This window comes from Acidisoma sp. L85 (assembly GCF_009765865.1).
In the GTDB taxonomy this organism is placed as follows: Bacteria; Pseudomonadota; Alphaproteobacteria; order Acetobacterales; family Acetobacteraceae; genus Acidisoma.
On the sequence record NZ_LMUQ01000073.1, the window covers coordinates 49,625 to 71,325 of the forward strand.

Below are 21,701 nucleotides of genomic sequence, written 5' to 3' on the forward strand. Positions count from 1 at the left end.
ATTACCGAGAAGAACCTGTGTCATCGGGCCTCCAACACCAGTAAGGTGAGCCTTACACCATCACGTGCCGAGACTGAACAGCGGCGAATATGCGTCTGGCGCGCTGTCAGACATTGTCGCCACCCGTGCCTTCGAGCCTCGACGGATCCCAAACGATGCGGCTCAGTTTGAGCGAGTAGTCACGAAACTTGCCAGCGTGGCGGTGACGACCCGAGGTCTGTCGCCGGGCTCTGCCAACGCATCGCCGCGCCTCCAATCGTTACCGGCGGATGGAGGCGGCGGGCAGGGCCCCAGGGCGTCACTTCGATCCGCGCGTCGAAGTCGCGGGTGTCGAGCTTCTGCAACGGCTGGACGTTTTCGAGGCGTGGGGCGTTGGAAAGCAAGGCGGCCGTCCGGGCAAGTGACACGCGCGCGATCGAGCCGACGCCGCCGGCCCGGCGCCTAGTCAGGCTGCGCACGACAGCGGCCGCCATGATATAGCCCGTCGCGTGGTCGAGCGCCTGAACCGGCAATGGCGTCGGCCGATCTTTGCCGAAGCGTTCCATGCCCTCGAAGGCTATGCCCGTGCTCATCTGGAGGAGGCTATCGAAGCCGCGCCGGCCCGCCCAGGGACCGGTCCAGCCATAGGCATCGAGCGATACGTCGATGGTGCCGGGCCGAACGCGAGCCCGCGTCTCCGCTCCGAGCCCAAGCCGTTCGAGCGCGTCTGGCCGATAGCCATGAACGATGACATCGGCGCTGGCCAGAAGCTCAAGCAGAGCGTCTCGGCTGCCAGGATTCCGCAGATCGAGCCGGGCGCACCGCTTGCCGAGCGTCACTTCTGGCGCGAGGCTTGGCTCATCCCATTCTGGTGGGTCTATCCGCAGCACATCAGCCCCGAAGCCCGCGAGGAAGCGGGTCGCGACGGGACCGGCGAGCACCCGCGTGAGGTCCAGCACCCGTACACCGGCGAGCGGCCGCCCGTCCTCAAAGGCTCGGCGTTCGAGTGTAGCGGTGCCGGTCGTCCCGGATTGTACGAGCGGCTCCGCGATCACGGCCTTTCCTTGCGGATGGTCCGCCCACGCGGCGGGCGAGCGCATTGTCGCCGCGCAGCCGCCCCGCGCGATCACGGCCGCTTCGAGTTCATCGGCCTTCCAGCGCATGACGGCGGAGCGCACCATGGTCTGTTCCGCCGGAGTGCCCAGGACCGCCAGGGCTGCCGCGCGGTGGTGCGGCGCATTGGTGTGCAGCCTGATCCAGCCATCGGCCGTAACATAGTCACCAGCGATCGGGTCCCAGGCCGGCGGCGGCGCCCAGCCATCGGGCTCGATCGATGAGGCGAACCAAAATGACGCAAGCCGCCGATCGACGCTGACGGTTGGCGGTCGTGAGGCGGTCAACGCGACGTGCTCGGCAATGGCCAGTGCTGCGGCGCCGATTGAAGCCGCAGCGAGATCGCTGACCGCGAAGACGGATGGCAGGTCGCCCGCGCTCGTGAATTCGACGCGGGACTCCCATCCGCCATCGCCTGTCGCCCGCCAAATCTCGCGCAAGAGGTTGGCGGCTTCCGAGGCTGGCTTTGCGCTGGGGGACAGCGAGGCCGGCTTCGTTTCACCCTCCATCGGCATTCTCCGCGGCGTCGTGACCAAGGGAACATCATGACGTATCGATCAAAACGTCAATCGAAGTTTCACGCGCGAGGACGGACGCAAGACGAAACGCAATGCCACCGCAAAACGGTGGACACGGAATAGTCCGACGTCAATAGTAGCTCATAGAGGAGTAACGGATGCCATGGCCAAAAAGAAACAGCCCAATGTTCTCTTGATTCTCGCGGATGATATTGGGTGGTTTGACATCGGCGCCTATCATCGCGGGATGATGGGCGGGGCCACTCCCAACATCGATCGCATCGCGAAAGAAGGCGTCATGCTCACGGACTGCTATGCGCAAGCGAGCTGTACGGCGGGCAGAGCCGCCTTCATCACCGGTCAGCTTCCGATGAGAACGGGTATGACCACGGTCGGATTGCCGGGTGCTCCGCAAGGGCTTCAGCCGGAAGACCCGACGCTGGCGGAACTGCTGAAACCCGAAGGATATTTGACCGCTCAGGTTGGCAAGAATCACCTGGGCGATCGCAACGAGTTTCTACCGACGGTTCACGGTTTCGACGAGTTTTTTGGCAATCTTTATCATCTGAACGCCGAAGAGGAGCCGGAGCAGCCGGACTATCCAAAAGACCATCCAGCATTTCAGAATTTTTTCAAACCGCGTGGCGTGCTGGATTGCCGGGCGACTGCTATTGACGACCCGACCGAAGATCCTCGTTTCGGGAAGGTAGGCAAGCAGACCATCAAGGATACCGGACCAATGACGCGCAAGCGCATGGAAACGGTTGAGAATGATCTTCTTGCGCGTTCGCTCGATTTCATCGATCGCGCCCATGCGGCGGACAAGCCATTCCTGCTTTGGCACAACACGACCAGAATGCATGTCTGGACCCGTCTGTCAGAGCGCTGGAAGGACAAGACCAAGTTCGGTCTTTACGCGGATGGCATGCAGGAACTCGATTGGGTGGTTGGGGAGTTGCTCGACAAGCTAGAGAGCCTGGGCATTGCCGACAATACGATTGTAATTTTCACGACGGACAATGGTGCCGAGAAATTTAGCTGGCCCGACGGCGGCACATCGCCGTTCCGTGGAGAGAAAGGACTGGGCTGGGAAGGTGGGTTCAGGGCTCCCTTCGTAATGCGCTGGCCCGGGAACATCGCTCCGGGACAAGTTCGCAACGGTATCTTCTCGCTGGAGGATGTGGTGCCGACGGTGATGGCTGCGGTCGGTGTTCCGGATATCAAGGAGCAGCTGCTCAAAGGCTATCAGGCCGGCTCAAAACATTTTCGCGTCCACCTGGACGGCTACAACCAGCTTCCCTATCTGACGGGCGAGACTGAAGACTCGGCGAGGCACGCGTTTTTCTACTATGGTGAGCACGAGCTTTTCGCTCTTCGCTACCAGAATTGGAAAATCCATTTTCTTATCAAGAATGACTGGTTCGCCGGGCAATCGATGAAGCCGACGGTTCCCAGGCCGGTCAATCTTCGGGTTGATCCATTCGAGCAGCATATGGATGCCCCGGGTTACCCACTTTACGCTGGCGAGAAGCTCTGGACGATTATGCCAGCAGGCTACATTTTGAAACAGCATGCCGAGACATTTACCGAGTTCCCCCCTCGCCAAGCGCCACCGGATTTCAATCCGGGCGCAATGATCGAGCACGCAATAAAAGCGGCATCAAACGCGGTCTGACAGTTTGATCACTAGCGGTCACGGCTTTTCCTCAGAAGGAAAAGCCGTGATCCCCGCAGGTGCGGTCGCTCGGTGTGGAGTGTCGAACACGCACAGGACCAGTTGGAATTACCTATGATCGACAAACCTGTTGTCGGCAATATCGCCAATGAATTGGCGAAGGAACGCAACCGCGAGGCGGCGGACCGGACGCTCATGGCCTGGATCCGCACGGCCCTTTCGCTGATCGGTTTTGGTTTCGGTATCGGCAGGCTTTCCGCTTACATGAACGCCGCTGGTTTACACACTTCCCTCAATCCGGCGCACACGACTCTGATCTTTGGTGCCAGTTTCATGGTAGTCGGCCTTTTTGGTCTGCTTGCGGCGGTCGTTCAGCACGTTCGTATTTTGAACCGCCTCAGTCAGCCGGATTTCGCTTACAGCGCCATGCGGCCGATCGCGGTCGCGGTGGCCTGCATGCTTCTCCTGATCGGCGTTTTCGGTCTGGTCGCCGTCTTCTTGTGAGGACCGTTACGCCCTGGCGTCTGCGGAACCTCCGCAGGCCTAACCTCAAAGCGCTCTATCCAATAATGGAGTGATGTATCGCCGCGCTGTTACAAACCAGACAAAAACCCCTTGCCAGCTCCAATACGACCGTCCATATTGCTGCATCGCGTCATAGCTTCGGCGGTCCCATCGGGACTGCTCAGCCCGCTAGCGCCAAGGAGGCAATTATGACTGAACCCGAACTGGCGTCTGACATCGAACTCAAAGCCCCGCGTAGCCGGGTTGGCCGTTTGGCTTGGGGAGCCGGTCTTCTGGTCACTGTCGCTCTTGGCGCCGGGACCGCTTACGAGTTTTCACCGCAGTTTGCCTCCGCAACGGCGGTCGCCGTCGCGGCACCTTCAGCCATGCCGGTTTCGGTCGCCGAAGTCACGCAGCGGGACGCCGCGATTTGGGCCGACTTCTCAGGCCGGCTCGAGGCGGTCGGCCAAGTTGAAATCCGACCCCGTGTGGCCGGTGCCGTCATAGCGGCGCATTTCCGCGAAGGGGCGTTGGTCAGAAAGGGCGACCTGCTTTTCACGATCGATCCAGCGCCTTTCCAAGCCGAGGTGCAGAGCGCCGAGGCTGAGGTCGCCGCGGCGGCAGCTCGGCTCGTTTTGGCCGCGAGGGAGCAGCAACGCGGCCTGGCTCTCGTCGGCTCAGGGGCGACCCCGCAAGCCGAGGTCGATCAGCGCGTCAATGAATTTCACGCCGCCGAGGCAAATCTCCACGATAAGCAGGCGGCGTTGGACGTGACCAAGCTGAACCTCGATTGGACGGACGTCCGGGCGCCGATAGCCGGACGCGTTGGTCGAATCGAAGTAACTCCTGGCAATCTCGTCGCGGCTGGCCCAAGCGCTCCTGTGCTGACGACGCTTGTTTCCGTCGACCCGATCTACGCCAGTTTCGATGCGGATGAGCACTCCGTTGAGCAGGCTCTAGCGACGCTGCCTGGTGGCCACGACTTCGATAGCGAGATCGGCCTCATTCCCGTGCAGATGGGCACGCTCGCCGAGGAGGGCACACCACAGCAGGGCAGACTGCAACTCATCGACAATTTGGTCGATAGAGGCAGCGGAACCGTGCGGGTTCGCGCTATTTTCAATAACGCGGACGGCAGGCTGATGCCTGGCCAATTCGCGCGGATGCGCATGGGCGAAGCCACGACTGCGCCGACTATCGCGATCGACGAAAGTGCAATCGGCACGGATCAAGATCGCCGCTTCGTGATGGTCGTCGGCGGCGATAGCCGGGCGGTTTATCGCCAGGTGCAGCTCGGCCCGGTGATCGACGGCCAACGCGTCATCACGCAGGGCCTCAGCGCCGGCGAGCGGATCGTGGTGGGTGGGTTACAGCGTATCGGCCCCGGCTCTCTCGTGGCGCCGCATCTCGTCGCGATGACCCCGTCTCATAGCGCCAGCCTGCCTTCGGGTTGATCACAAGAGTTCTTCCGGACACACCATGAACATCTCCAAGTTCTTCATCGACCGGCCGGTGTTCGCGGGGGTCCTGTCGACGCTCATCTTCATCGCCGGCTTGCTGGCGCTGGGCGCGCTCCCGATTTCGGAATATCCCGAAGTTGTGCCGCCGCAGGTGGTGGTCCGAGCGAATTACCCCGGCGCCAGCCCGAAAGTGATCGCCGAAACCGTCGCGACGCCCATCGAGGAGCAGATCGAAGGCGTCGAGGGCATGCTGTACATGAGCAGCCAGGCCACGACGGATGGGCTAATGACCCTGACTGTGACGTTCAAGCTCGGCACCGACCCGGATAAGGACCAGCAGTTGGTGCAGAACCGCGTCTCTCAAGCCGAGGCGCGGTTGCCGGATGCGGTGCGCGCTTTAGGTCTGACGACGCTCAAGAGCTCGCCGGATCTGATGATGGTGGTGCATCTTCTCTCGCCGGATGGCCGCTACGACGCGACCTATCTGCGCAATTATGCAGTTCTCAACGTGAAGGACCGTCTGGCCAGCATCGATGGCGTGGGCGACGTCCAGCTTTTCGGCTCGGGTGACTACGCGATGCGCGTGTGGCTCGATCCACAGAAAATGGCGGAGCATGGGCTTTCCGCCGATGACGTGGTGTCGGCAGTGCGCGCCCAGAACGTGCAGGCGGCGGCCGGTGTGATTGGCGGCTCGCCCTCCGTTCCGGGCCTCAGTCTTCAGCTTTCCGTCAATGCCCAAGGGCGCCTGCAATCCACGGAAGAATTTGCCAATATCGTCGTCAAAACCAGCGATGATGGCGCGGTCACGAGACTCGGCGACGTTTCACGCGTCGAGTTGGGCGCCGCCGACTACTCTCTTCGCTCTTTGCTCGGCAACAAGACGGCTGTCGCCATACCGATCTTCCAGGCGCCGGGCTCCAACGCGATTCAGATCGCCGACCACGTTCGCCGGCTGATGACCGAGCTAAAGCAGAACATGCCGGCGGGCGTGGATTACGAGATCGTCTACGACACAACGCAGTTTGTTCGAGCGTCAATCCAAGCCGTTGTTCACACCCTGCTCGAGGCCATAGTCCTGGTGGTGATCGTGGTGGTACTGTTCCTGCAGACTTGGCGTGCCTCGATCATCCCCCTGGTCGCCGTGCCGGTGTCGATTATCGGCACCTTCGGGGCGATGCATCTCTTTGGCTTCTCCATCAACGCCCTCAGTCTTTTCGGCCTCGTGCTGGCGGTAGGCATTGTCGTCGATGACGCAATTGTCGTGGTCGAGAATGTCGAGAGGAATATCGAGCAAGGCTACCTGCCGCGTCAGGCCGCCTATAAGGCGATGCGGGAAGTGTCGGGGCCGATCGTGGCGATCGCCCTGGTGCTGGTCGCTGTTTTCGTGCCGCTGGCGTTTATCGGCGGCCTGACCGGGCAGTTCTACAAGCAGTTCGCCCTGACGATTGCCATGTCGACGGTCATCTCCGCTTTCAACTCGCTGACGCTCTCGCCTGCTTTAGCGGCGCTGTTGCTGAAGGAGCACGGCGCGCCGAAGGATTGGCTCACGCGAGTGCTTGATGCGGTGCTGGGCTGGCTGTTCCGCGGGTTCAATCGCGTCTTTAATGCCGGCGCCAATGCCTATAGCGGCGGCGTGGCCGGCGTCATCTCGAAGAAGTCGATGATGATGGTGGTCTACCTCGTGCTGGTCGGGGTTGCGACCCTTCTGTTCCGCGTTGTTCCTGGTGGCTTCGTGCCGCTTCAGGACAAGCAGTATCTGGTGGGCTTTGCTCAGCTTCCTGATGGCGCGAGTTTGGACCGCACGGAATCTGTCATTCGCCGGATGGGCGACATCGCTCTGAAGCAACCGGGCGTGCAGAACACCGTGGCCTTCCCCGGTCTGTCGATCAACGGCTTCACCAATAGTTCCAATGCTGGCGTTGTCTTTGTTCCACTGAAACCATTCGAGGAGCGCAAGACGGCGCCTCTGTCGGCCGGCGCCATTGCGGGACGGCTCAACGGAGAATTCTCGAGCATCGATGATGCGTTTATCGCGGTCTTTCCGCCGCCGCCGGTACAGGGCCTTGGAACGATTGGCGGCTTCAAACTGGAGATCGAAGACCGTGCCGGCTTGGGCTACACGGCGCTCGATCAGGCGACGAAAGCCTTCCTCGCCGCGGCCGCGAAAGCGCCGGAACTCGCGGGCCTGTTCACAGGCTATCAAGTCAATGTTCCGCAGCTTTACGTCGATATCGACAGAGTGCGCGCCCAGCAGCTCGGCGTTGCCGTGCCGGATGTGTTCGACACGCTGCAAGTCTACCTGGGCTCGCTCTACGTCAACGACTTTAACATTTTCGGCCGGACCTATTCCGTGCGCGTTCAGGCCGATGCGAAGTTTCGCGAACATGCGGAAGATATCGGCCGGCTGAAGGTTCGTTCGGCTTCGGGCAAGATGGTGCCTCTCGCCGCTGTGCTGCGCGTAAGGCTGAGCGCGGGGCCTGAGCGCGCGATGCGCTACAACGGGTTCTTGTCGGCCGACGTAAATGGAGCGGCGGCGCCGGGCTATTCCTCGGGACAGGCGCAGGATGCGGTTGCGCGCGTTGCGGCGGCGTCTCTGCCCAAGGGCTTCGCCTATGAATGGACGGATCTGACCTATCAGCAGATTTTGGCGGGGAATTCCGGGATCCTCATTTTCCCGCTGTCGCTGCTGCTCGTGTTCCTGGTCTTGGCAGCGCAGTACGAAAGCCTGACATTGCCGCTCGCCATCGTCATGATCGTGCCAATGGGCTTGCTCGCGGCCATGACAGGCGTTTGGCTGACGAAGGGGGATAATAACGTCTTCACCCAGATCGGCCTGATTGTTTTGGTCGGGCTGTCGGCGAAGAACGCCATTCTCATCGTGGAATTCGCGCGCGAGCTGGAATTCGCGGGCCGCAAACCGATTGCCGCTGCGATCGAGGCGAGCCGGTTGCGGCTGAGACCTATCTTGATGACCTCGGTGGCCTTCATCATGGGCGTCTTGCCGCTGGTTCTCTCGACCGGCGCGGGGGCGGAAATGCGGCATGCCATGGGTGTCGCCGTGTTCTCCGGCATGATCGGCGTCACGGCTTTCGGTCTGTTCCTTACCCCAGTCTTCTACGTTCTCCTGCGCCGTCTCGCCGGAAACCGTCCGCTGAAGCGGCATCCGCTGCCCGAGCCCGTTGAGGTACCAGCCTACAAGCCTCAGCCCGCGCCGGTCCTGGAGCCCGTAAGAACTTGAAAGGCAATATGACTGGTCGTATTTGAACCTCACGGCTAAACGTGGCGTAGGAGGGATGACGTGGCTCGGCCAAGTCTCCGCGACCGGATCGTCGATGCAGCCCTGGAGCGCTTTCACCTTCAGGGGTTCAGCGGCTGCAGCGTCCAGGATATTACCGACGCGGCCGGTGTTCCGAAGGGCTCCTTCTACAGCCACTTCAAAACCAAGGAGTCCTTGGCGCTGGAAGTGCTCTCCCGTTACAGGAATGAGAGCAAACTCGAAATGCTTTTCGAGGGGGCCGGCCCGCCGTTGGAACGCCTACGCCGGCACTTCGAGTTTCTTGCAAAGAAGTATGAGGATTGGGGTTTCGATCGCGGATGCGTTGTGGGGAATTTCGGCTCCGACATGTGCGGGGAACATCCGGCGATGCGTGCGGCGATATGCGACGGGCTAAATAGCTGGACCGCCGCGATTGCCAAAGTGCTGAGCGAGGCGCAGGCCGATGGAACACTATCGGCCAACAAGGATCCCGAGACCGTTGCCCGGTTCCTGATCAATGCCTGGCAAGGGGCCATCACCCGACAAAGCGTGGTGAAAAACCGGTCGCCCTTCGACGACTTCTTCGACGTCGCCTTTGGCAGCATTCTGGTCTGACCCGCAAGAGCTAAGGCCAAGCCGGTTTGAAGCGGGCCTGCTTCCGGCGCCCTCTCGGCGAGGCTGATCCATTCCCAAGACTCGCAAGTGCCGCAAAACCGGCTAGACTTCGTTGCCAAGGGAGGCGCCCGACGCCGGACGGGCGCGCGGAGGTCCAAAACATAGGCCCCGCCGGCAGGCAGCGAGGAGCAGCATCATGCCCGATCCCTCGGCAGGACAGGAGGCGGCCCGCCCGCGATCGGTTGCGCTGGTCGGGCCTTACGGTTGCGGGAAATCGACCCTTTTCGACGCACTCCTCGCTGCCGCGGGCGGCCCAGCCAGACGTTTGGGCGATGGGCGCGGACGAGGGGCGAAAGCGGATTTTCAGCTCGGCCATTGCAGCTTCATGGGGGATCGGTGGGCAATCTTGGATTGCCCAGGTTCCGTCGAGTTCGCGCATGAGGCCTGCTCAGCACTTGCCGCTGTCGATCTCGCTGTCGTCGTCTGTGAGCCCGCACCGGAAAAGGCGCTGGCTGTAGCGCCGTTACTGCGGTTCCTGCACCAGGAAGGCGTGCCGCATCTCCTCTTCATCAACAAGATCGATACAATGACAGGACGCGTGCGCGACACACTCGCCGCGCTGCAAGCCTGGTCACCGCAGCCGCTGGTGCTGCGTCAGATGCCGATCCGCGAGGGTGAGACGATCATCGGCTACGTCGATCTCGCAAGCGGACGCGCCTACCGCTATCGGAAGGGAGAACCTTCGGAACTTACGGACCTCCCGGCGCCAATGGTCGAGCGGGAGAAGGAAGCGCTGTTTGCTTTGCTTGAAGCGCTTGCCGATCATGATGACGCGCTGCTCGAGAAGATCCTGGAGGACGTAACGCCGAGTAGCGATGAGATCTATCGTCAATTGCACAAGGATCTCGCGGAGGGGACCGTTGTTCCCGCGCTGCTTGGTGCAGGAGAGCGCGACAACGGCGTGAGGCGGCTGTGGAAGGCGCTGCGGCACGACACGCCAGACCCGCTGCAGACAGCGGAACGGCGGGGTATTGTGCCGGAAGGAGAGGCGCTCGCTCAGATCTGCAAGACAGTGCATGCCGGTCATGCCGGCAAGCTCTCCTATGCCCGCATCTGGCGCGGAACGATCAAGGATGGCGCCACGCTGAACGGCCATCGCATCGGCGGCATCTACCGTTTTACCAATGGCGAGCCAGCGAAAGTGACGGAGGCCACGACGGGCGATATCGTCGCCTTTGGCCGCCTCGAAGGCGAGCTTACCGGCGCGACGCTGAGCATGTCACAGACTGCCGAGGTGCTACCCTGGCCCGAACCCCCGCCGCCCGTCTATGCGCTCACCATCGCAACCGAGGATCGCAAGGATGACGTGAAGCTTTCCGGCGCATTGCAAAAGCTCGCCGAGGAAGATCCGTGCCTTCATGTGGTGCACGACATTGAGACGGGCGAAACCGTGCTGCGCGGGCAGGGTGAGATGCATCTCAACTCCGCCATAGAGCGTCTGGCGAAATCGAGCGGTCTTAAAGTATCGTCTGCGCGTCCTCGCATTCCGTTCAAGGAGACGATCCGTCTCGCAGTGCATCAGCATGCGCGGCTGAAACGCCAAACTGGCGGCCATGGACAATTCGCGGATGTGAAGCTCGATATCGCTCCTCGCGCGCGAGGCGAAGGCTTTGTCTTCCGGGACCGGATTGTTGGCGGCGCCGTACCCAAGCAATATATTCCGGCGGTCGGTGAAGCGGCGGACGCGGCGACGAAAAAAGGCCCTTTCGGCCATCCGGTTGTCGATATCGAGGTGACGTTGGTTGATGGCACTTTCCACGCTGTGGACAGTTCCGACATGGCCTTCAAGAGCGCCACGCGCATGGCGATGCAGGAAGGTCTTGCCAAAGCCGATCCCGTGCTTCTGGAGCCGGTCGATCATGTGACCATCAGCGTCCCGAATGAATTCACGCCGAGCGCCCAGCGCCTGCTTACCGGTCGGCGCGGGCGGATTCTCGGCTATGCCGAGCGGCCCAGCTGGCCCGGATGGGACGATGTCGAAGCGCAGGTTCCCGAGGCCGAATTGCACGACCTCATCATCGAATTGCGGTCACTGACGATGGGGCTGGGAACGTATCGGCATGAATTCCACCATCTTGCCGAGGTGCACGGAAATATGGCGAATCGTCTCGTAGCGACCTAGACCGCGACAGTATGAGTGACCTAGCCACCGGCCGACAGCAGTCGGGAATCAGTCCTCCGCCTCAAGCAATTGGCGTGCCTCCTTCAGACGTACCTGTTCGTCTGGGGGAACCTCGACAGGGCGCAAGTCCAGCTTGCGCAGAGCCTCATTGATGGCGGCGACAACGACGAGTCTGGCAAACCACTTTCGATCCGCCGGGACCACAAACCACGGGGCGTGTTCGGCTGCCGTCGCCGCGATCGCCTCCTCATAGGCGTCCGCATAGGCATCCCAGTTCGATCTCTCGGCGATGTCAGCCGAGCTGAACTTCCAATTTTTCACCGGATCATCAAGTCGCTCCAGGAACCTCCGCTTCTGCTCAGCCTTGCTGACGTTGAGAAAAAATTTCAGGACAATCGTTCCTTGCCGCGCGAGATGTTCCTCGAACGCACATATGTCCGAAAGCCGGTTGTCCCAAAACTTTTTGCCGCCGATCAGGCTTGGCGGCAAATGCTGTTTGCTGAGTAGCTGAGGGTGAACTCGGGTAACCAATACCTCTTCATAGTGGCTTCGATTGAATATTCCGATGAGCCCAGCAGCTGGTAGCGCGCGATTGATGCGCCACAGAAAATCATGCGCCAGATCTTCCGGTCCTGGCTGCTTGAATGAGGTTACCGCGACCCCCTGCGGATTTACGCCGGATAAGACATGCTTGATCGTGCCATCCTTCCCGGCGGCATCCATCGCCTGAAACACGATCAGCAGAGACCAAGTGCTGTTGGCATAGAGCAAATTCTGCAAATCCGACAGCTGTTCGACGCCGTGAGCCAGATAGGCGGGGCCGTCATCTTTACTCAGCAGTTTCGTGGCAACGTCTTCGGGGTCGTGGTCCTTGAGCCGAAACCCCTTGCCGGATGTAATGCGATACCGGTCGAGAACCTCCTTGATGCTCTTCCGATCCAGTTTCGACGAGCTGTCGCCGCTCTTGTTCGCCATCGAACCGTCCCCACCCGAATATTCCGGAGATGTGACAGTAATGTGACGTGCGAGGCAATTCAAATATGATTGACGGCCCGCCCACGAAGGGAAAGGGACCAACTGAGGTGACTTCGCTTCTTCAAGTAGTCGCAATCAGAGGTGGCTTGGGCGCGGTAACCTGACTGCCACGGTCTACCTACCTTGGGGCCAGCCGAGTTGTTCCAATATGCGTGTCCCAGACGCCGCGAGGCTGATACGGATGGCGCTGAGATCTGCGTCCAGCAGGCGGCCTGATCGCTTATACCAATGTCCAGCGATCATAACTGAATCAACGCTGCCAGGGTGTGCCTGCATCACGACGGTCGAGATCGGATCATGCACCGGCCAGAGGTCGAGATCACCTGCGCGGATCAACACGAGATCGGCTTGCTTGCCTGGCGTCAACGAGCCGATGCGATCCTGCATCCCCAACATTCGCGCGCCGTCCCGTGTGATCCAGGACAAAGCCTCTTGCACCTTGATAGTGCTCGTCTGCGGGATCGCGCCGGTCGCGGTGCGAGACGCCGCATTGTCCAGCGCGCGCTGATGGGACAGCGCGGTTCGGGCAACGTTCAGCATGCAGCCTGATACCACGCTCTCCAGATCCACGCCGAGTGACGGTGCCGCGCCGAGGGCGAGCAACCGGCCGGTGATGGGGTGGCCATGCCCTTGGCTCATCTCATTCTCCGGTGTCACGGAGAAGCTGGCGCCTTGCGCCACAAAGCGGGCAAGCCGGTCGTCGGAGAGGTCATTGCCGTGAACGATATTGACGAGGGGGCCGACCAAGCGCTCCGCCTCGAGAACGTCCCAGCCGCCCGGCGTTTTCGCCACGCCGCCGCCCTGGTGCATGGATGCGATCAGCCCGAGTTCACGCGATAATCTGAAATCATGCAGTGCGACCTCGAGCGTGGAGTAATGCGGCCCCAGGATCGCCATACCGAGGCTCAGCCTGCCGTCAGAGGCGGAGAACGGGCCTGCGAGAAGTCGCTCGATCTCGGCGCGAGGATGCGGGATTTCGGAGAAATGCCGCTCGCCAGGTTTTGGATCTGGTTTTGGCGAGCCATGGAAGAAGGCAGCGCGAATGCCGGATTTCTGCAATGCCGCCACCGCCGCGTCGGTATGATCCGGCGTCGGATTGTTGTGGCACCAATCGACGAGGGTCGTGGTGCCGCAGTTGATCTGGTTCAATGCGCCAGCGAGCGTGGCGATGTGGATGTCTTCGGGGCGGAACCGGGTCGCAAGCCCCGCATGCACCCAGCAGAAATATTCCAGCAATGTCCAATCCGCACCGGCGCCACGGAGGGCGGTCTGCCACGTATGCATATGCGCATTGATAAGGCCGGGAATGACGATGGACCCGGCGGCCTCCACAGTCTCCGCATCATCGACTTGCAGGTCTGGAGCGATCGCCACGATGCGCTCGTCCTCGATCAGCACACTACCGCGACGGAGCACGCCCAGCGTTTCATCCATCGTCACGACGATGCCGTCGCGTAGAAGGATGCGGCGAGCTCTAAGTGTCATCAGTACGTTTCCTGGTGGTCGTGTCCGGCTTCGGCCGCATCAACCAACCGTGCCAATTGTAACTCGTGACCAGCCTAGCGCGGGGAGGCGGCGCTCGCGGGTCATCCGATCAAATGCGAGGAACGCGTTCGGACCCATCTCCGTCGCTGTCTCGCCCTCCGCCTTGCTTGACAGCCTCGCAAATCCTTGCGCTATTTTCATTGGAGAAATAGACCGATCGGCCTCGGGAGAAAAGGCAAAAAGCCGGCCCACGACGGTGATGACAAGTAAAAGATATAACGCAGGGGAAACAAAATGGAACGGCGTTCAATTCTTAGCGGCGTCGGCTTGGGTGCAATCGGCGCAGCGGCCATGCTTACAGCCGGAAAGGCACGTGCGGAGGGCAAGTCTTTCACGATTGCCTTGGTTCCCGGCCTCACTACGGATGCGTTCTACATTACAATGCACAAAGGCGCTCTTGCTGCTGCCAAAGCGCTCGGCGTCAAGCTTGTTTTCCAGGGGGCGCCATCCTTTAACCCGGTGCAGCAGGTGCCGGTATTGGATGCGGTCATTGCACGGCGGCCGGACGCCTTGCTGATCGCGCCCACGGACAAGACCCAGTTGATCGAGCCGCTGCAAGGCGCCTCCTCCTCCGGCATTCCGGTCATTACTGTTGATACCTATATCGGCACTGGCGTGTATCAAACGGGCAGCGGCAGCGCTGATTTCCCGCTCTCGTATATCGCGTCCAATAATACGCTTGGTGGCCAAATCGCCGCGCGGGCTCTGGCCAAGGCAATCGGCGGGAAAGGCAAGGTCTACGTTTCGAATATCGAGGCCGGGGTTTCGACAACAGACCAACGCCGCGAGGGTTTCATTTCGGAGATGAAGAACTATCCGGGCATCACGGTGCTCGATACGCAATACAATGACGACGACGCGAATAAGGCGGCATCGCAGGCGCAATCGGTTCTCGCCCGCAATCCCGACCTCGCAGGGATCTTCGGGACGAACCTGTTCTCCGCAATGGGAGCGGGCAGCGGCGTGCAGCAGAGCGGGGCGGCCGGCAAGGTCAAGGTCGTTGCCTTCGACGCGCCGGAATCGATCATCGGTAATATCAAGACCGGCCTGATCAGCATCGCTATCGCGCAGCATCCGGCCGAGATCGGCTGGTTCGGCGTCGCCGCCGCCTATGCGCATCTTACCGGCCAGTCTATTCCACCGGCGATCGCCACCGGCTTCACGGTCATCGATAAGACGAATGTCGATGATCCGAGCACTAAGAAATACGTCTACTCGGAGTGACCTGAGTGGCGTCGGCAACCATCGATAAGCCTGCGCGCTGGCGCGGCACCCTTGGGGTGCTCGCCTCCGCCAGGGCGTGGATCTTTCTGTTCGTTCTTCTCGTCGTTTTCGAACTCTGGTCGCAGATCGCCTACGGCACCACTTTCGTCTTCAGCGCCTTCAACCTGCGATCGGTTTCGGTTTTCGCGGTTGCGCCGGTGTTGTTGGGGCTCGGCCAAACCTTGGTGATCATCTCTGGAGGTATTGACCTCTCTGTCGGTTTTACAATGGGGCTTGCGGCTGTGATCGCCGCGCAAGTCGCTAATGACGTAGGAGCCTCGGCTGGCGTAGGCGTTGGCCTGGTCGCGGGCATAGTGGCGGCTCTCGCGGCGACTCTGATTCCCGGTTGGGTCAATGGACTTCTGATCGCACGGCTACGTGTGCCACCCTTCATTGGCACGCTCGGCATGTATGGCGTGGCGCGTGGAGCCGCCTATCTGTTTTCCAACGGCACTACGGTGCCGGTCAACAATCCGTGGCTGACCTTTCTCGGCAACGGCCGGATCCTTGGCGTGCCTGTCGTGGTCATCATTGCTCTCATCGTGGTCTTGCTGGTGCATTATCTGCTCTCCGAGACTCTCTTCGGCCAATATACCTATGCGATTGGCGGCAATCGGCAGGCCACGCTACGCGCCGGCGTGAATGTGCGGCGTGTCACCATCCTGCTCTACATGCTCTCGGCGCTTACAGCCGGGGTCGATGGCATACTCTATACGGGGCGGTTCGCGGCCGGCGCCCCGCAGGCGGGTGAACCGCTGCTGTTGGACAGTATTGCCGCCGTTGTCATCGGTGGTGCCAGCTTGTTTGGCGGCTCTGGCACCGTGATGGGCACGATCATCGGTGCGCTGATCATCGCGGTGATTCAATACGGCCTCGTCTTCCTCGACGTCGAACCCTTCTGGCAATTTATTGCTGTGGGCCTAGTCATCATCGTCTCGGTGCTCGTCGATCAGAGCCAGAAACGTTTGGGTGGAGGGCGCCAGGATGAGTGATGTGGCAAGCGATGCCCCGGTGCTTGAGACCTACGGCATTTCCAAGCGGTTCGGCGGCGTCCACGCGCTCGAACGGGTGAATTTCACGCTGCGCGCGGGTGAGGTCGTCGCACTTGCCGGCGACAATGGCGCGGGAAAATCAACCTTCACCAAGATCATCTCGGGAGTCTTCCAGCCGAGCGAGGGCGAGATCCGTTATCGCGGCCGCAGGGTCTCCTTCGACGGGCCGCAGGCGGCACGCACCCAGGGCATCGAGACGATCTACCAGGATCTAGCACTGGCCGACAATCTCGATATCGGCGGTAACGTGTTTCTTGGCCGCGAGCTGAAGACCAAATTCCTGTTCCTGCCGCGGATCGACCGTCGCCGTATGCGAGAGGAAGCAGCGAAGGCCATCGCCGTTCTCGATGTGCATCTTGATCGGCTGGATCGGCCGGTTCGCGCCTTATCGGGCGGTCAGCGCCAAGCTGTCGCGATCGGCCGAGCGATCCATTGGGATGCGCGCGTGCTGATCATGGATGAACCGACCGCGGCCCTAGGGGTGCCAGAGCAGCGGAAGGTGATGGACTTGATCCGCTCGCTCAAGACCAAGGGCATCGGCGTCATCTTCATCTCCCACAACCTCGCCGACATGTTCGCCGTCAGTGACCGTATCGTGGTGCTTCGCCGCGGCGTTGTGGCGGGCGAGAGGATGGTGGGGGACGCGGATCCGGAGGAGATTGTGCGGCTTATGGTCGGGCAATAAGGCGTTTGCCGCAACTCGAACGATCGCTGCGTGGATTGGCCGCTTAGGTGTCGAAATCCGTAGAGAATTGATCCGCATGGGTCGTGGCGGCGTTCACGATTGGCATCAGTGGTATGTCGGCGAGACGAGCCGTTACAACGGTCGGCGACACAGTGAAGATCGGATTGGTCAGAAGCCGTTGGGTCGCGGCCTGATCATCCGCGCGGTATGCGGCCGCAAGGGCTAGCATGGTATCGACGACGGCCTGAGATGACGCGCTCTCGCTAATGCCTATGTACTTCCGCATCAGCTCGCGCGCGTGCAGCATCTGTTCGCGATATAGCGGCGACATATCGACCCAGCGCGGCGCAGTATTGAGTCTGCCGCCCATATAATCCAGGGCGGCTATGCCGTCCGCCGCCCGCGCCGGCTGGCCTCGTAACGGCTGACCAAAGTCGAAAGCCGCTACGGTCAACGACCGCACATCGATGTCGCCATTCGTGGCAAGAGCTCCCGGCGGCATGGTGGCAGTGTCGGGTAAGGTAGTCTCAAACCCACAGCCTGTCAGCGCGGCCAACACCGCGACGCTGAATAGGAGACGGGCGCGATTCATGTAGCACCTAAACCCACGCATACGGTTGACGCCCTGCCCGCTGGCAGTCGGCCGCCCTTGAGGGGGGGCGCTACGCGGCGTCTGGCTCTTCAACCCATTTCTCCTCGACGTTCATCGCGTTGCCACGCCAGACGAAACCGTCGCTCAGCCAGGCGCATGCCCAAAGACCTGGCAGCAGCAGGTCGCGCAGAGCCGCGGCCGCAGCCATGCTGAGTGAAACCCGCCACCCCGCTATTATAGCCAGCATTGCCTCGGCACTGAACCAAACGACAAGAAGTCCGGCAACGGACCATGCCGGGTTGATTCCGTAGGAATAGGCGGCGACGCAGCCAGCCAGGCAGGGCAAGACGCTCCCGGAGATCAACTCGGGAAGAAAGGCAGCCGGAAACGTCTTGCGCCTGAGGATTGCCCATCGCTTCTGGCGCGACCATACCTCGGAAAGTCGCCGGACGCCCAACGGTTGCTCGAATGGGTTTGCTACCAAGTGCACGCGCAAACCAGCGGCCCGGACCATCTTGGTGACGGCTGCATCCTCGGCGAGTTCGGCGCCCAGCGCTTTGAGCAATCCTCCGGCACGATCCACAATATGGCGGCGGAACAGCATGCTCTTGCCTTGAGCAAAGCCGAGGCCGAGGCTTTCGCCAAAATACTGCCACCGAGCCTGGAACGTATTGAGGAAGGCGCATTCGAGCGACGCCGCAAAGCTCTCCGGCCGAGATCCAATCGGCATGGAGCAGACGAGGCCGGTATTGGCTCGCCAGCGCGTCGTCATGCGCTGGATATAATCCGGCGGCATCAAGACATTGCTATCCGCTAGAATGATCCACTCATGCTCGGCCGCGTCCCATCCTTTGAGAACATTGTTTAGTTTTGGATTGGGGCTGCGATTGTCATCTCCGATCAGCAGCCGAGCCCGAACAGACGGATTGGCTTCTATCAACTGCCGAACAATCGGCGCGACCGGATCATCGGCGCGAGCGAGGCAGAAGATTATCTCGTAATTCGGATAGTCGAGCCGAAAGGTGGAGGCCAGCGTCTCCTTCACAAAGTTATCCAGGCGGCAGACCGGCCGAATGACGGTGACCGGGTTCGCATCATCTGCCGGCCTGCTCTGTCTCGGCCGTACGCGGCATTTGGCAGCCACGACGACCGTGCTGACGACGTGAGCCGCCGTCGTGGCAAGGCAAAATCCCGTGGCGATTGCCGCGAATGTCATGCGTTGCGTGACCTTCGAGAGTGTCAGGGGCAGGGTGGTGACCGCCTCTTCAGGTGACCCGGAAGTTGCCAAAGAGCCAGGGCGAGGCTGCATCGACGGGTTCCGCGAACAGGCGTCCACGGTCGTCGAGAGGTGTCCAATCCGAGTAGACGCCGACGACCTCCCCCAAATACGGACGTGCTATCGCGAGGATACGCTCATAGTCGATGGCATCCGGCTCAACGACGCCGCATTCCGGATTTTCCATGGCCCAAATGATTCCGGCCATGACGGTGGCGGTTACCTGCAGGCTCGTCGCGTTGTTGTTTGGGGCAAGCTCGCGCGCCTCTTCAATCGATAGCCGCGAGCCGTACCAATAGGCACCGCGCTCATGGCCCATCAATAGCACGCCGAGTTCATCCGTTCCGGAGATGATCTCATCCATCATGAGTCGCGTCCGGGCCTGCATCTGCCAGTTCTTGCCGGCGAGTTCATGCACGGACAGCACAGCATCATCGGCCGGGTGATAGGCGTAATGCACGGTGGGACGGTAGGTGACCGTGCCGCCTTCTTTCACGGTGTAATAGTCGGCTATGGAAATGGACTCGTTGTGTGTGATGAGAAAGCCGTGAAAGGGTCCCTCAAGCGGCGTCCAGGTGCGGACTCGTGTGGAGGCACCGGGACGCTCCAAATAGATTGCCGCGTCGGATCCGAAGTCGTGGCGCCGTGCATCCGCTGGCCAAACCGTTTCATGCGTTCCCCAGCCGAGTTCCGCCGGTTGGCAGCCCTCGCCGACGAAGCCATCGACGGACCAGGTATTTACGAATTCATCGCGCTGCTTCGGGATATTCGCAACCTGCGTGTCTCGCTCAGCGATGTGAATGACCTTTACCGAGAGTCTCTGCGCAAGCGCCGCCCAGCCGCTCCGTGTGTTTGGGACATCGACGGTGAGACCAGTATCCGAGGATAGATTCAAGAGCGCCTGCTTCACGAAGTGGGAAACGAGACCGGGATTCGCACCATGCGTGATGAGCGCAGTTGGGCCGCCGGAATGCCTCGCTGCCACCGCCAGCGCCGATTCTCTCAGCCCGTAATTGGAGCGCTGGGAGGCTGTCAGCGACGTGTCCGTATAGCCGCCGGCCCAGGGCTCGACACAGGTGTCGAGATAGAGCGCGCCGACCTCGCGGCAGAATTCGATGAGCGCGACGGACGAGACGTCAACCGAGAGGTTCAGCAGAAAGTCGCCCCGCCCAACCAGCGGCGCGAGCACGTCACGGTAGTTCGTTCGCGTAAGAGGAGAGAGGACATAGCGCACTCCGGCATCGACTGCCGCTACGCGTCCGCGCTCATCGGCATTGACGATCGTGATCCGCGCCGGATCGAGATCGATATGCCTCAAGATCAGTGGCAGAACACCCTGGCCGATACTGCCGCATCCCACCATGATCAGCCGACCAGAGAACGCCACATGCTTCATGCTTAGAGACTCCCACGAGGATGGTTGCACAGGGGTGTCGCTGCCTTTTGGGCAGCGACTTGGTTAGCAGCGGAGACGTCAGGCGGCGAGACGCAGCGGCCCAGGGTCATGACTTGCATTCCCAAGCATTGGCGCGTCGCTGACTTCCAGAAGCTGGGGACGATCAAAGCCGTTGAAGACTGTGCCCAGGCAAGCGCCGTACGCGCCGAGCTGACCGATCTCGATCCAGTCACCTTCTGCCATGTCGGCCGGCAGAGTGAAGGGACCCTTCATGTGATCGGCGCTGTCGCAGGTCGGGCCGAAGAAGGTATAAGCCCGCGACACCTCGATTTCTCCCCCTGTAAGCGTGCCGCGAATGCGACGTACCGGGAAGCGGAAGGCTGGTGCTCCCGCATCCGACAATGAGCCATAGACGCCATCATTGACGTAGAGGGCGTCTCCGCGTCGGAGTTGGACTTGCACCACCACAGAGGCGCCTGCCGCGACCAGGGCGCGGCCTGGCTCAGACCACAGTTTAGCGGCCGGCAGATCGAGCGCCTCGAAGGCGGCCTCGATCTCGGCGAAGAAGGCGCCCAGCGGAGGTGGTTCGAGGTCCGGGTAGCTCACCGGAAATCCGCCGCCGACATCGATGATATCCACCGTGACGCCGGCGCGACGCATCGTGTCGGCTACCAGTGCGAGGGCGCGCCGATAGGCAAGCGGCTCCATGCATTGCGAGCCGACGTGGAAGGACAGGCCGAGGCGGAAGGCGAGGGGACGGGCGGCACGCAGCAACGCGGCAGCCTCTTCGACGGAAGCGCCGAATTTCCCCGACAGATCATAAATCGCTCCACTCGGCGGCAGCGCGAGCCGTACGACGAGGCCTAGATCAGCGGCGTTTCCTGTCTCGTCCATGATCTTTGCGAGTTCGCCCGCGCTATCGAGCACGAAGTCTCGCACGCCAAAGCGTGCATAGGCGGCGCGGATCGCGGGGCGCGACTTGACCGGGTGCATGAAGTGGATGGCAGCCTCCGGAAGTATCTGGTGAACCAGCGCGATCTCGCCGGCCGAGGCGCAGTCGAAATGGCGCACGCCGCCTTCCCAGAGGGCCTTCAGCACCGCAGGCTCCGGATTGCACTTCACCGCGTAGAGGACATCACCATGGAACCCGCGCACAAACTCGCTGGCCGCTTCGGTGATCGCGGCAGGGCGCAGGCAATAGATCGGCTCCTCGGGCCGCGCCGCCAAAACGAACTGCTCAACAGTCGGCAGAGCGATAGACGAGGCGACCTGGCCGGAGAAGACAGACTCGCTGGAGCGGATGTAGCTCATTAGGCAATCCTCCTAGCACCCGCGCTCTTAAGCGCGTGTGACGTCTTGAACATGCGAAGATCGCGCATGGACCAGGCCGCCGCTCCCGAGCGTGGCTTCGGGGGCGGCAGCCCAAGGGACAGGATCAGACCAACGCTAACGCGCTGGTCGAACCGTCAGACGAGGGTGCGATGAAGGGGCATCGCAGCGTGCGGAACAGAAAACATATCCGTTTCCCTTAAGGAGACCGGTCGGGGTTGGGACC

Annotated in this window: 16 protein-coding genes; 9 read left to right on the plus strand and 7 right to left on the minus strand. The window is 61.3% G+C overall.

Annotated features, from left to right (window positions below; genetic code table 11):
- Positions 1 to 179 precede the first annotated feature (179 nt).
- A complete protein-coding gene (locus tag GSQ83_RS23810) occupies positions 180 to 1,601 on the minus strand; it encodes a CoA transferase (protein ID WP_254065874.1) in 1,422 nt (473 codons plus the stop codon).
- A 172-nt stretch (positions 1,602 to 1,773) separates the two neighbouring features.
- On the opposite strand from GSQ83_RS23810, the gene GSQ83_RS23815 reads away from it, so the two are divergent.
- The 6 genes from GSQ83_RS23815 to GSQ83_RS23840 all read left to right on the plus strand — a co-directional run bounded on the left by GSQ83_RS23815 (position 1,774) and on the right by GSQ83_RS23840 (position 11,302).
- The gene (locus GSQ83_RS23815) at positions 1,774 to 3,285 is read left to right on the plus strand and encodes an arylsulfatase (protein WP_158805363.1); all 1,512 of its coding nucleotides are present in this window, start codon (positions 1,774 to 1,776) and stop codon (positions 3,283 to 3,285) included.
- 114 nt (positions 3,286 to 3,399) lie between these two features.
- On the plus strand, positions 3,400 to 3,789 hold the full coding sequence (locus tag GSQ83_RS23820; RefSeq protein WP_158805364.1) for a YidH family protein: 390 nt from the start codon (positions 3,400 to 3,402) through the stop codon (positions 3,787 to 3,789).
- A gap of 209 nt (positions 3,790 to 3,998) precedes the next feature.
- On the plus strand, positions 3,999 to 5,243 hold the full coding sequence (locus GSQ83_RS23825; RefSeq protein ID WP_158805365.1) for an efflux RND transporter periplasmic adaptor subunit: 1,245 nt from the start codon (positions 3,999 to 4,001) through the stop codon (positions 5,241 to 5,243).
- Positions 5,244 to 5,268: 25 nt separating this feature from the next.
- Complete coding sequence (locus GSQ83_RS23830; protein ID WP_158805366.1) at positions 5,269 to 8,487, plus strand: efflux RND transporter permease subunit; 3,219 nt, start codon at positions 5,269 to 5,271, stop codon at positions 8,485 to 8,487.
- A 60-nt stretch (positions 8,488 to 8,547) separates the two neighbouring features.
- Positions 8,548 to 9,120 (plus strand): TetR/AcrR family transcriptional regulator, encoded by a 573-nt coding sequence (locus GSQ83_RS23835; protein ID WP_158805367.1) that lies wholly within the window; start codon positions 8,548 to 8,550, stop codon positions 9,118 to 9,120.
- A 196-nt stretch (positions 9,121 to 9,316) separates the two neighbouring features.
- Positions 9,317 to 11,302: an elongation factor G gene (locus tag GSQ83_RS23840; protein WP_158805368.1), complete on the plus strand. Its 1,986-nt coding sequence runs from the start codon at positions 9,317 to 9,319 to the stop codon at positions 11,300 to 11,302.
- A 48-nt stretch (positions 11,303 to 11,350) separates the two neighbouring features.
- On the opposite strand, the gene GSQ83_RS23845 is transcribed toward GSQ83_RS23840, so the two are convergent.
- Together GSQ83_RS23845 and GSQ83_RS23850 are read right to left on the minus strand one after the other, a co-directional pair.
- A complete protein-coding gene (locus GSQ83_RS23845) occupies positions 11,351 to 12,277 on the minus strand; it encodes a polyphosphate kinase 2 family protein (RefSeq protein ID WP_158805369.1) in 927 nt (308 codons plus the stop codon).
- A gap of 174 nt (positions 12,278 to 12,451) precedes the next feature.
- Positions 12,452 to 13,822 carry an amidohydrolase family protein gene (locus GSQ83_RS23850; protein WP_158805370.1) on the minus strand — a complete coding sequence of 457 codons (1,371 nt, stop codon included), beginning with the start codon at positions 13,820 to 13,822 and terminating at the stop codon, positions 12,452 to 12,454.
- 294 nt (positions 13,823 to 14,116) lie between these two features.
- Between GSQ83_RS23850 and GSQ83_RS23855 the strand changes: the two genes are divergently transcribed.
- Genes GSQ83_RS23855 through GSQ83_RS23865 form a run of 3 tightly spaced genes read left to right on the plus strand, consistent with a single transcriptional unit; the run spans position 14,117 to position 16,882 of the window.
- Complete coding sequence (locus GSQ83_RS23855; protein WP_158805371.1) at positions 14,117 to 15,106, plus strand: ABC transporter substrate-binding protein; 990 nt, start codon at positions 14,117 to 14,119, stop codon at positions 15,104 to 15,106.
- Between the two features lie 5 nt (positions 15,107 to 15,111).
- Complete coding sequence (locus GSQ83_RS23860) at positions 15,112 to 16,137, plus strand: ABC transporter permease subunit (protein ID WP_158805372.1); 1,026 nt, start codon at positions 15,112 to 15,114, stop codon at positions 16,135 to 16,137.
- Positions 16,130 to 16,882: an ATP-binding cassette domain-containing protein gene (locus GSQ83_RS23865; protein ID WP_158805373.1), complete on the plus strand. Its 753-nt coding sequence runs from the start codon at positions 16,130 to 16,132 to the stop codon at positions 16,880 to 16,882. The genes GSQ83_RS23860 and GSQ83_RS23865 overlap by 8 nt, the downstream gene beginning before the upstream one ends.
- A 43-nt stretch (positions 16,883 to 16,925) precedes the next feature.
- On the opposite strand, the gene GSQ83_RS23870 is transcribed toward GSQ83_RS23865, so the two are convergent.
- From GSQ83_RS23870 to GSQ83_RS23885, 4 genes are all read right to left on the minus strand, one after another.
- Positions 16,926 to 17,474, minus strand: coding sequence for a hypothetical protein (locus GSQ83_RS23870; RefSeq protein ID WP_158805374.1), 549 nt, complete (start codon positions 17,472 to 17,474; stop codon positions 16,926 to 16,928).
- 70 nt (positions 17,475 to 17,544) lie between these two features.
- Positions 17,545 to 18,690 carry a ceramide glucosyltransferase gene (locus GSQ83_RS23875; RefSeq protein WP_158805375.1) on the minus strand — a complete coding sequence of 382 codons (1,146 nt, stop codon included), beginning with the start codon at positions 18,688 to 18,690 and terminating at the stop codon, positions 17,545 to 17,547.
- A 49-nt stretch (positions 18,691 to 18,739) separates the two neighbouring features.
- Positions 18,740 to 20,146 (minus strand): homospermidine synthase, encoded by a 1,407-nt coding sequence (locus tag GSQ83_RS23880; RefSeq protein WP_158805376.1) that lies wholly within the window; start codon positions 20,144 to 20,146, stop codon positions 18,740 to 18,742.
- Positions 20,147 to 20,224: 78 nt separating this feature from the next.
- Positions 20,225 to 21,457 (minus strand): type III PLP-dependent enzyme, encoded by a 1,233-nt coding sequence (locus GSQ83_RS23885; protein WP_158805377.1) that lies wholly within the window; start codon positions 21,455 to 21,457, stop codon positions 20,225 to 20,227.
- Between the last annotated feature and the right edge of the window lie 244 nt (positions 21,458 to 21,701).